The sequence below is a fragment of the Actinomycetospora sp. TBRC 11914 genome, assembly GCF_012933465.1.
Taxonomy (GTDB): domain Bacteria; phylum Actinomycetota; class Actinomycetes; order Mycobacteriales; family Pseudonocardiaceae; genus Actinomycetospora.
Window position 1 is genome coordinate 55,157 of record NZ_JABBND010000025.1, and the last position, 9,875, is coordinate 65,031.

Genomic DNA, 9,875 nt, shown 5'->3' on the forward strand with positions numbered 1-9,875 from the left:
GCGTTCAGCGGTCCAGCGCCCCCGAGAGCACCGTGTCGAGGACCGCGGTGAGCTCCGCGTCCAGGCGGAACGGCTCCGGGTCGACGTGGATCCACCGCACGACCGCGGAGTAGTAGCCCAGCGCGAGCAGGCGCCCGACCTGGGCGGCGTCGGTGCTCGGGCGGAGGGCCTCCCCGCTCGCGGTGACCAGCGCGGCGAGGTCGCGGCCCAGGGTGTGGCCGAGGAAGACGTCGCTGTGGTTCAGCGACAGCGTCAGCAACGCCCGGGTCTCGCGGCGGGTCTCGAGGTTCACCTCGGCGAGTCCCGCGAAGTAGCGCTCGAGGACATCGCGCAGGCTGCGCCCCGCGTGGTCGGGGTCGTGGTCGGGGTCGCCGAGCGCGGCGGCGGCCCGCTGCCGGCGGCGCAACGCCCACTCCTCGAGGAAGGCAGCCTTGCGGGGGAAGTGGTTGAACACCGTCGTGCGCCCGAGGACCGCCCGCGCGGCGATGTCGTCCATCGAGGTCTGGTCGAACCCGTGCTCGACGAACAGGGCGATGGCCGCGTCGTAGACCCGGTCCCGCCGCTCCTGGCGCTTGCGGGTCCGCGTGCTCAGCGGGGGGAGTTCCCCGAGGTCGGCCGCCTGAACGTCCATCCCGATCAGTAGAGCACAGCACGAATCCGTACTCGGGTCTTGATACACGTCACATTCACACTCTAGCGTCGCCCACGAACGTGTACTCGGGTACGGCTTCGACGACGCGGTGGAGGCTGTCGTGCAGTGGGTGACGTACGAGGCGGGAGCCGGCCCGCGGGTCGGGCTGCTGACCGACGACGGCGTGCACGGGCTGGCCGCCGAGGTCTCGCTGGCCTCGCTGCTCGGCGACGACGGGTCGGCGCTCGCCGAGGCCGCGACGACGGCCCGCGCACGCCCGGCCGAGGTGCGTCCCGTCGGCGAGGTGCGGTTGCTCGCGCCGATCCCGCGACCGCCGGCGATCCGCGACGGCCTGTGCTTCCTCGACCACCTCCGCGGCTGCTACCGCGCGCTGGGGCGCCCGCCGGAGCTGCACCCGGCGTGGTCGCAGGCGCCCGCGTTCTACTTCGCCAACCCGGCCGCGGTGATCGGTCCGCACGACGACGTCCCGATCGCGCCGGGGTCGCGGTGGTTCGACTTCGAGCTCGAGGTCGGGGCCGTGATCGGGCGCGGCGGTCGCGACCTCGACCCGGGGTCCGCCGAGCAGCACATCGCCGGGTTCACCTTCTTCAACGACTGGACCGCCCGCGACCACCAGGTGCGGGACATGGCGCAGGGCATCGGGATGGGCAAGGGCAAGGACAGCGCGATCACGCTCGGGCCGGCGCTGGTCACCGTCGACGAACTCGAACCGTTCCGGGGCGAGAGCGGATACACGTTCGAGGTGGCGGCCACCGTCAACGGCCGGGAGATCGCCAAGGGCTCCCTGGCGGGCATGGACTGGACCTGGGGCGAGCTGCTCGCCTACCTCTCCCGCGGCACCGAGCTGCGCCCGGGCGACGTCGTCGGGTCGGGCACGGTCCCCGGCGGGTGCCTGCTCGAGCACGTCGACACGGCCGACCCCGGTGACTTCACCGGGTGGCTCGCGCCCGGCGACGTCGTCGTGCTGACCTCGCCCGCGCTCGGCGAGACCCGGCAGACCGTCCGGCCGGCGACCCCGATGACCCCGCTGCGCACGGGCTTCTGAGAGGACCTCCATGGACTACCGCAAGGGACACCACGACCTCGGCGACGGGTGCCACGCGTGGCTCCAGCCGGACGGCAGCTGGGGCTGGAGCAACTCCGGCCTCGTCGTCGGGTCCGGCGCGTCGCTCATGGTCGACACGCTGTTCGACCTGCCGCTGACCCGGGAGATGCTCGAGGGCCTCCGTCCGGTGACCGACCGGTATCCGCTGCGGACGCTGGTCAACACCCACTCGGATCCCGACCACGTCAACGGCAACGAGCTGCTCGCCGCCCGCGACGTCGAGATCCTCGCCTCCGAGCCGGCGGCCGCGCTGATGACCCAGGAGGCGCTCGACGCCGTCGCGAAGGTGAAGCACCTGCCCGGCACCCTCGGCGACTTCGCGCGCCACATCTTCGGCCCGTTCGAGCTGGACGGGGTCACCGCCACCGGGCCCGACCGCACCTTCACCGGACAGGAGAGCGTCGACGTCGGCGGCCGCGAGGTCCGGCTGATCCAGGTCGGCCCGGCGCACACGCCCGGCGACGCGCTCGTCCACGTCCCCGACGCCCGCCTGCTCTACGCCGGCGACATCCTCTTCGTCGGCGGGACGCCGATCGCCTGGGCGGGACCGATCGACCGGTGGATCGACGCGCTGGACCTCGTGCTCGACATGGACGTCGCGGCGATCGTCCCGGGCCACGGCCCGGTCAGCGGCAAGCCCGAGGTCTCCGAGATGCGCGAGTACCTCGTGACCGTCGAGGCCCAGGCCCGCCGCCGGTACGAGGAGGGCCTCGACGTCGACGCAGCGATCGCCTCGATCGACCTCGGGCGCTTCGCCGACCTCCCCGAGCACGGGCGGCTCGCCCAGAACGTGCTCAACGTCTACCAGCAGCTCGACCCCACCGTCCCGCGCCCCGACCGCCTCACCGTCCTGACGAAGATCGCCGCGCTCGAGGGATTCGACCCCGCGTGGATCACGTCTCCCTGACGCCGAGCACCGAGAGGAACCGCCGCGATGACGACCGTGCGCACCACCCACGTGGGCAGCCTGCCGCGCCCCGAGTCCCTGGTCCGCCTCATGTACGCCCACCAGGAGGGCGGCGGCGACCCCGCCGAGCTCGAGGCCGCCGTGACCGACGCGGTGCACGACGTCGTCGCGATGCAGCACGGCGCCGGCATCGACGTGGTCTCCGACGGCGAGATGGGCAAGCCGGGCTTCGTCAACTACGTGCGCGAGCGGCTGTCCGGGTTCGGAGGGCAGGCCGCCCCGTGGAGCATCGACGACCTCGAGGCCGCCCCGGAGCTGGCCGTCGCGCAGTACGCCGGCCACATCATGCCGCCGAACTGCGAGGGCGAGGTGGCCTACGTCGGGCAGGCGGGCGTCGCCCGCGACGTCGAGACCCTCCGGCTGGCCCTCGACAAGACCGGCCACGACGCCGCGTTCCTCCCGGCCGCCTCCCCGGGGTGCATCGCGACCTGCAGCCCGAACCTGCACTACCCCGACTACGACAGCTACCTCGACGCCCTCGCCGACGCCATGGCGCACGAGTACCGGGCGATCGTCGACGCCGGGCTGGTCCTGCAGCTCGACTGCCCGGACATCCCGATGGCCGGGCACACGAACTTCTGGTGCCGCGACGAGGTCGAGCGGCGGGGCCTGGTCGGGTTCGCCGAGCGCCACGTCGCCGCGATCGACCGGGCCCTCGAGGGCATCGATCCCTCCCGGGTGCGCCTGCACCTGTGCTGGGGGAACTACGAGGGCCCGCACCACCTCGACGCCCCGCTGGCCGAGCTGCTCCCCGCCGTCCTCGCGGGTCGCCCCCGGATGATCTCGTTCGAGGCGGCCAACCCGCGCCACGAGCACGAGTGGGAGGACGTGCGCCGGCTCGCCATCCCCGACGACGTGGTGCTGGTGCCCGGCGTGGTCGACACGCTCAACAACATCGTCGAGCACCCGCGCCTCGTCGCGCAGCGTCTCCGGCGGTACGCCGACGTCGTCGGGCCCGAGCGCGTCATCGCCAGCACCGACTGCGGGTTCGGGACGTTCGTCGGCTTCGGTCGCGTGGGCGCCCAGGTCGCGCAGATGAAGCTGCAGGCGATGGCGGAGGGAGCGGCCCTCGTCGGGTGAGGCTCGGCCTGTACCGCGCGCGTCGCCCGATCGAGTGCTGTGATGGGGCGAGCAGCCGGACGGAGGGCCTGCCATGGACGGCGTCGTGCTCGGGATCGTGGCCGCCGCCGTCGTGGTGGTCCTGCTCGGGGTGGTCCTCCTCCTCGTCGCCCGGCGTCGGGCGCGCGGGAGCACGGCGGCCCTGCGCAGCCGCTTCGGCGCCGAGTACGACCGCGTCGTGCGCTCCTACGGGCGCCGGAACGGGGAGAAGGAGCTGAGGGCCCGGTTGCGCCGCCGGCGTCGGCTCGACCTGCGCGACCTCGTGCCCGACGAGCGCGAGCGCTACTCCCGGGCCTGGGAGACCGCGCAGGCGACGTTCGTCGAGAACCCGTCCACCGGTCTGCGCGACGCCGACCTGCTCGTCCAGCAGGTCATGCGGGACCGCGGCTACCCCTCCGAGCGTTTCGAGGAGCGGGAGAAGCTGGTCTCGGTCGACCACCCCGACCTCGTCGAGCACTTCCGCTCGGCCCACGAGGTCGCCGTCGCCGACGAGCGGGACGAGCAGCGCCTCGAGGACCGGCGCCAGGCGATGGTCGACCACCGCTACCTGTTCGACGCGTTGCTGCAGGGCGGCGACGCCGAACGGACCCGTCGTCTGTGACCCGACCCGAGACCGATCCCGGCTCCGGCGGGTCCCCGCGGGAACCCCTCGTGCTCGGGGACCGCTACGAGCTGGTCGAACCACTCGGCCACGGCGGGATGGCCGAGGTCCACCGCGCCCTCGATCGCGCCCTCGACCGCGTCGTCGCGGTCAAGCTGCTCCCCGCCGACCAGCGCCACGACTCGACGCAGTCCCGCCGGCTGCACGACGAGGCCCGGGCCGCGGCCGGCCTCAGCCACCCCCACGTCGTCCCGGTGCACGACGTCGGGTGGTCCTCGCAGGGGGTGTACGTGGTCATGGAGCTCCTCGACGGCCGCCCCTGGCGGCAGCGGATCGCGGAGTGCGGACCGCTGCCCGAGCGCGAGTCGGTGGGGGTGGCGGCGGCGGTCGCGTCGGCGCTCGCCCACGCGCACGCCCGGGGCACCACCCACCGCGACGTGAACCCGGCGAACGTCATGCTGCTCGCCGACGGCACGCCGATCCTGATGGACTTCGGGATCGCGCAGCTCGCGCACGCCGGGGGACTGACCGAGACCGGCGCGGTCGTCGGCACCCCCACCTACATGTCGCCCGAGCAGGTGCGCGGGGAGGAGCTCGACGGACGCTCGGACGTGTACTCCCTGGGATGCGCCCTCTACGAGGCGCTGACCGGGACTCCGCCGTTCCGCGGCACCGGCTCGGCGGACGTCGCCTCGGTGCGGCTGCGCGAGGCGCCGGTCCCGCCCCGGGCGCTGCGGCCGGAGCTCTCGGTCGCGGTGGAGGACCTCGTGATGCGGACGCTGTCCGTGGATCGGTCGGCCCGCCCGGACGCCGCCACGCTGACCGAGGCACTCCGGGACCTGGGCCCCGCCGTCCCGACCCAGCGCAGCTCCTCGTCGCGGCCCGGCCCGGTCGGCGACGCCGACGCCCCGTCGGGAGAGCCGCCCGCGGCCGACGCGCCCGCTCCGGGGGCGGGCCGGCTGCACCGCGTCGGGAGCGTCCTGGTGGTCCTCGGCCTGCTGGCGCTCGTGGTGGTCTGCCTGGTCCTGTTCGTCCCGTGGTGAGGCGGGCGGCGGGTCAGTCCCCGGGGTGGACGACGAGCACCGGGCACTGGGCGCCCAGCACCACACCGAGGACCACCGAGCCGATCAGCCGGCTCGCCAGCTGACCGCGGCCCCGGTCGCCGATCACGAGCAGCGTCGCGTCCCGGCTGATCCGGCAGAGCACGTCCGCCGGCGACCCCGTCCGCAGTCCGGCCCGCACCGGCGGCACCTCGTTGCCCTTCCGGCGCTCCTCGGCGACCACCTCGTCGACGAGTTGCTGGATCGCCTTCGTGACCTCCCCGACCAGGCGGTCCTCGTCGAGCACCCTCGCCACCTGCGGGGCCCACGCGGACTGCGAGTGGTAGACGGTGAGCGCGAGCACGTGCGTGCCGCGCCGGGCGCCCTCCTCGAGTCCGTGCCGCAGCGCGACCCTGGCGCTGGGGGAGTCGTCCATCCCGACGACGATCCCCCCGGCCGCGGCCTCGAGCAGGTCATCTTCCGCCATGAGCTGTCCTGCCCCGCGCGTCGACGATCGAGCCTGGTGGGGCGCGACTGTAGGCGTCTTCGCCGCGATCGGCGCGCGCGGACGAGACCGGCCGTCAGGGCCCGGCCGATCAGCGTCGCAGCTAGGAGCCCGACGCGACGACCGAGGCCGACCTGTCGTCGGCCGGTTCACCGGGCAGCAGATCCAGGATGAGGCCGAGCAGGCTGATCACCAGGCTGGTGGTGATCGGCCCGACGAGGACGAGCCCGACGAGGATCTCGGCTGGGTTGCCGGTGAACAGGGCAGTGGCCAGGTCGCCGGCGGCGGACCACCACACCCACACGCCGACGGCGAGGGCGGCGAGGCCGCCGAGCAGGCTCGCAGCGCCGTAGCCCACGAGCCAGCGTGGCCCGCCGGTGGGCTGGTGGCGAAGGGCCCGACCGAGGGCGGCGCGGGCGCGGGCGGCGAGGTCGGGTTCGTCGAGGTAGTCGGCCAGGGCCCAGTGGCCGTCGACCTGCAGGATCGGCAGCAGGTTCATCATGATCCCGAGCGCACCGAGGACCGCGACCCGCCAGGCGACGGCGTACACGAGCACCGGGGACGTGACGAGAGCGGCAGTGATCGCGAGCACGCTGGTCGTCACGAGATCGACCCCGAGCCCGACGAGGGCCTGGGTGACTCGGGCCCGCCGCGGCAGGGTCAGGGCCTCGGTGGAGTCGACGTAGAAGGAGATGCCGCCCCAGTAGAACCCGAACCCGGCGCGGCGGGGTCGGCGGCCGTACCCGACCAGAGCGACGGCGTGGGCGAGCTCGTGCGCGGCGGAGGCCAGCCAACTGATCGCAAGGCCGAGCAGCGCATCCACCCAGGGGTGTGTGCTGACCGACGGGCCCGCCGGCCGGCCCTGCAGAAGCGCGACCACTCCACCCAGGACGACGAGGCCGAGCAGCAGCCGCCCGGGCAGGGATGCCCACACCCAGCGCAGGTGCTGGTGGATCCAGCGGGCGGGTCGCTCGATACCGGTGAACTCCATCCCCGAGCGGGTCACGGTCACCGCCCGCTTGCGGGCGACCGGAGCGCTCCCGGGTGTGGTGGCGTCGAGGTCAATCAACAGCCCGGTATCGACGAGCTCGGTGACCAGCTCGCGGGGGCGGGGCTCGCCGAGCCGCTCCGCCAATTGCTCGGCGCTCGGGGTGTCGGCGAGCAGGTCGGGGAGCTGCTCGGCGCGGGGGTGCTCGAGCAGCGCGCCGTCGCCGGCGTCGCCGGCGAGCACCAGGCCGTGCCGCGACACTCGCCAGCGGGTCGATCCCGCCCATACCAGCCGACTCATCAAGTCCTCCAGGCCACCGACACGGCGAGACATCTCTGCGCGTTCACGAGGTACAGCAGGGCGCCGGAGCGGACGACTCGCTCCGGCGCCTCCCGCACCTTCCGGTTAGGTCCGCCAGTTGCGCGCGAGCCGGCGAAGACGACGCAGCACGACGATCACCCCCTTCCTCGTGCCATCAGGACGCAGATGCCGATCCAGCTCAGGAGCGCCAGTTGCGGGCCAGTCGGCGAAGACGACGCAGCATGGAGAAACCTCCTCCCGATGTCGTGGTTGATACGAAGGGGCTTCTCGCGGTCAGATCCGCCAGGTCCGGGCGAGACGGCGAAGACGACGCAGCACGACGATCACCCCCTCACTGGATCGCAGGTCAGGCGATACGATGTTCAGCCGCGCCAATTGCGGGCGAGACGACGGAGACGACGCAACATCACGACCCCCTCTCACTGATTTCCGGGCGCGGCGAAAACCGGGAGCAGCGGTGTCGCTCCTGTCGAGGCAGTTCCTCGGGCTTTTGCAGGCTCGTCGGTGGCACACCGGGGATGGATCTCTCCGGGCTGACCGCTCATCGGAGATCCCGGTCACGTCGTTACCGGTGAAATCGAGCCCGATGGACTCGATCACCGGCTGGAGTTCGGCAGATTCGCACGGTACGGACCGAATCGGACCATTCCGCCGCCAATGACACAGACCGACCTCTGCGAGGAATCAGGAGGCCCCCGCGTCGGAGGGGCCGGCCTCGTGCGCGTTCGTGGGCTGATCGTCGCCAGGAGTAACGCCGCCGGCGCGCCGTCGATGGACAGCACGACTTCATCAACGGATCTCGGGGGACCCTATGTCGACGTGGGAGCGCCGCACCTACCAGGCGACGGTGGCGCACGACCAGTACGTGCGGAACGCCGACCGGGATCGGTGGCTCGTCGAGCACCCCGGGGTGCCCTTTCCGCCGAGCATGCTCACAACCGCCGAGCAGCGCGCCGAGACCTACATCCGACGGCTGTACGACTCGACCTGGGAGCAGGTCCGCACCACGCTGATCGTCCAGTGGGTGCTGACTGCGGTGTTCGCGAGCCTGTTCCTCGCGGCCGGCGTCGTCGGAGTGCTCATCAGCCTCGGCATAGTCGTCGCGATGGCGGTGCACCATCACCGGGGGCGCACCCTCTGGCACGAGCTGCACGAGCCGGCCCCGGAAGCGTCGCCGAAGCCGCTGTCTCCCGAGGAGGCCGCCCGGATCGTCGCCGACTGGGAGCCGCCCACCGAACGGATCGTCCTCAGGCCGTCGCGTCACGCGGCGTAGAGCTCCGCGTTCCGGGGGCGCTCGAGCAGCTCCCGGGATCCTGGGCAGAAGCCTGACGCGTCAGGCGCGCGTCAGCAGCACGAGCGGGATCTCGCGCTGGGTGCGCTCCTGGTACCCGCGGTAGTTGCGGTACTTGTCCGCGATCAGGGGCCACATCCGTGCGCGCTCCTCCGGCGACGCGACGGCGGCCCGCCACGTCTCGGTGGGCCCACCCTGGAGGGAGACCTCGACCTCGGGGTTCGCGCGCAGGTTGAGGTACCAGGCCGGGTGGACGTCGTCGCCGCCGCGCGAGGCGACGACCACGTAGGTATCGCCCTCGACGAGGGGCACGGTGAGCATGACCGAGCGCTTCTGCCCCGACTTGCGTCCGATGGTGGTGAGCTCGAGCGCGGGCATCCCGCCGAACTCCCAGCCGATCCTGCCGCCGGTGGCTGAGACGAGGAATCGGTGGACGCCGTTCATCGCTTTGAGGACCACGTCGTGGGGCATCGACCGAGGCTACCGGCGGCCACGACCGGTCCGTAGGGCCGGTCCGGCGGGACTGCGGAGGCCGACGTCGCTGGGCCGCGCCGATACGCTCACCGCCACCGGTCCTCGGAGGTGCGTGGTGTCGCAGGTCGTCGACTTCTCCAACGTCTCGACGGAGGGCCTCGAGACGTCCCCGGTGGCGGCGGCCCTGGCCGGCCTGCGGGCGAACGAGGCCCGGTACTTCAAGAACAAGTACGACCACGAGTTCACCGTCGAGCCCGCGGACGAGGCCGCCGAGACGGTCGACTGGGTGACCCGGATCCTCGCCGAGGAACGGGACATCGTGATCGCGTCGCGGCCGCTGGAGGCGACCGGGTTCGTCGCGGACGGGATCCGGTTCGCGTACGTGTTCTACGAGTCGGGGCTCGCGATCAACGTCATGTACGGCCTCGAGCCGGGGTCGAAACGCGCGGTGGGTTTCAAGCTCTCGGAGGGCATGGAGGTCCCCGAGGAGCTGGCGACGCGGTTCAAGTTCGCGAGGCAGCGCTCCAAGCTCGCCGGCACGATCCGCGGCAGCTTCTTCGTCATCAAGGGGGAGTACTGACCGGCGGCTCCTCAGACGACAGCGGTCTCGCCCCAGATGTCTTCGAGGTAGCGGCCGGCGCTGCGCAGGCCGGTGAACCAGGCCTCGGCGTCGGCCTGGGTGGTGAGGGTTCTGGTGCGGAAGATGTCGGTGAACGCGGCGCGGACGGCGGGGGCCATGGTGGCGGCGTTGCCGCAGACGTAGACCACGGCGTCGTGCTGGAGCAGCTCCCAGACGGTGTCGGTCTCGTCGG

12 protein-coding genes are annotated in these 9,875 nt (G+C 72.7%); 7 read left to right on the forward strand and 5 right to left on the reverse strand.

Annotation, left to right across the window (positions count from 1 at the left end; genetic code table 11):
• Positions 1-4 precede the first annotated feature (4 nt).
• A complete protein-coding gene (locus HH311_RS27790) occupies positions 5-631 on the reverse strand; it encodes a TetR/AcrR family transcriptional regulator (protein WP_169186970.1) in 627 nt (208 codons plus the stop codon).
• A 121-nt stretch (positions 632-752) separates the two neighbouring features.
• Between HH311_RS27790 and HH311_RS27795 the strand changes: the two genes are divergently transcribed.
• The 5 genes from HH311_RS27795 (at position 753) to HH311_RS27815 (ending at position 5,487) form a co-directional block, all read left to right on the forward strand.
• The gene (locus tag HH311_RS27795; RefSeq protein WP_169186971.1) at positions 753-1,697 is read left to right on the forward strand and encodes a fumarylacetoacetate hydrolase family protein; all 945 of its coding nucleotides are present in this window, start codon (positions 753-755) and stop codon (positions 1,695-1,697) included.
• Positions 1,698-1,707: 10 nt separating this feature from the next.
• Entirely contained in the window at positions 1,708-2,664 is a 957-nt protein-coding gene (locus tag HH311_RS27800) for an MBL fold metallo-hydrolase (RefSeq protein WP_169186972.1), read from the forward strand.
• Between the two features lie 27 nt (positions 2,665-2,691).
• On the forward strand, positions 2,692-3,804 hold the full coding sequence (locus HH311_RS27805; RefSeq protein ID WP_169186973.1) for a cobalamin-independent methionine synthase II family protein: 1,113 nt from the start codon (positions 2,692-2,694) through the stop codon (positions 3,802-3,804).
• Positions 3,805-3,877: 73 nt separating this feature from the next.
• Positions 3,878-4,444: a hypothetical protein gene (locus HH311_RS27810; RefSeq protein ID WP_169186974.1), complete on the forward strand. Its 567-nt coding sequence runs from the start codon at positions 3,878-3,880 to the stop codon at positions 4,442-4,444.
• Complete coding sequence (locus tag HH311_RS27815; RefSeq protein WP_169186975.1) at positions 4,441-5,487, forward strand: serine/threonine-protein kinase; 1,047 nt, start codon at positions 4,441-4,443, stop codon at positions 5,485-5,487. Before HH311_RS27810 ends, HH311_RS27815 begins: the two co-directional genes overlap by 4 nt.
• A 13-nt stretch (positions 5,488-5,500) precedes the next feature.
• Here the strand turns inward: HH311_RS27815 and HH311_RS27820 are convergent, their stop codons facing one another.
• Both HH311_RS27820 and HH311_RS27825 read right to left on the reverse strand, forming a co-directional pair.
• On the reverse strand, positions 5,501-5,971 hold the full coding sequence (locus tag HH311_RS27820; protein ID WP_169186976.1) for a universal stress protein: 471 nt from the start codon (positions 5,969-5,971) through the stop codon (positions 5,501-5,503).
• A gap of 121 nt (positions 5,972-6,092) precedes the next feature.
• Positions 6,093-7,277, reverse strand: a complete 1,185-nt coding sequence (locus tag HH311_RS27825) for a hypothetical protein (protein WP_169186977.1) — start codon at positions 7,275-7,277, stop codon at positions 6,093-6,095.
• 832 nt (positions 7,278-8,109) lie between these two features.
• Between HH311_RS27825 and HH311_RS27830 the strand changes: the two genes are divergently transcribed.
• Positions 8,110-8,571 carry a hypothetical protein gene (locus HH311_RS27830; protein ID WP_169186978.1) on the forward strand — a complete coding sequence of 154 codons (462 nt, stop codon included), beginning with the start codon at positions 8,110-8,112 and terminating at the stop codon, positions 8,569-8,571.
• 60 nt (positions 8,572-8,631) lie between these two features.
• Here HH311_RS27830 and HH311_RS27835 read toward each other — a convergent pair whose 3' ends face one another.
• Complete coding sequence (locus HH311_RS27835) at positions 8,632-9,060, reverse strand: nitroreductase/quinone reductase family protein (RefSeq protein ID WP_169186979.1); 429 nt, start codon at positions 9,058-9,060, stop codon at positions 8,632-8,634.
• Between the two features lie 118 nt (positions 9,061-9,178).
• On the opposite strand from HH311_RS27835, the gene HH311_RS27840 reads away from it, so the two are divergent.
• Positions 9,179-9,643: a phage tail protein gene (locus HH311_RS27840; protein ID WP_169186980.1), complete on the forward strand. Its 465-nt coding sequence runs from the start codon at positions 9,179-9,181 to the stop codon at positions 9,641-9,643.
• Positions 9,644-9,654: 11 nt separating this feature from the next.
• Here the strand turns inward: HH311_RS27840 and HH311_RS27845 are convergent.
• A partial coding sequence (locus HH311_RS27845; RefSeq protein ID WP_169186981.1) for a hypothetical protein occupies positions 9,655-9,875 on the reverse strand: 221 nt, incomplete at its 5' end.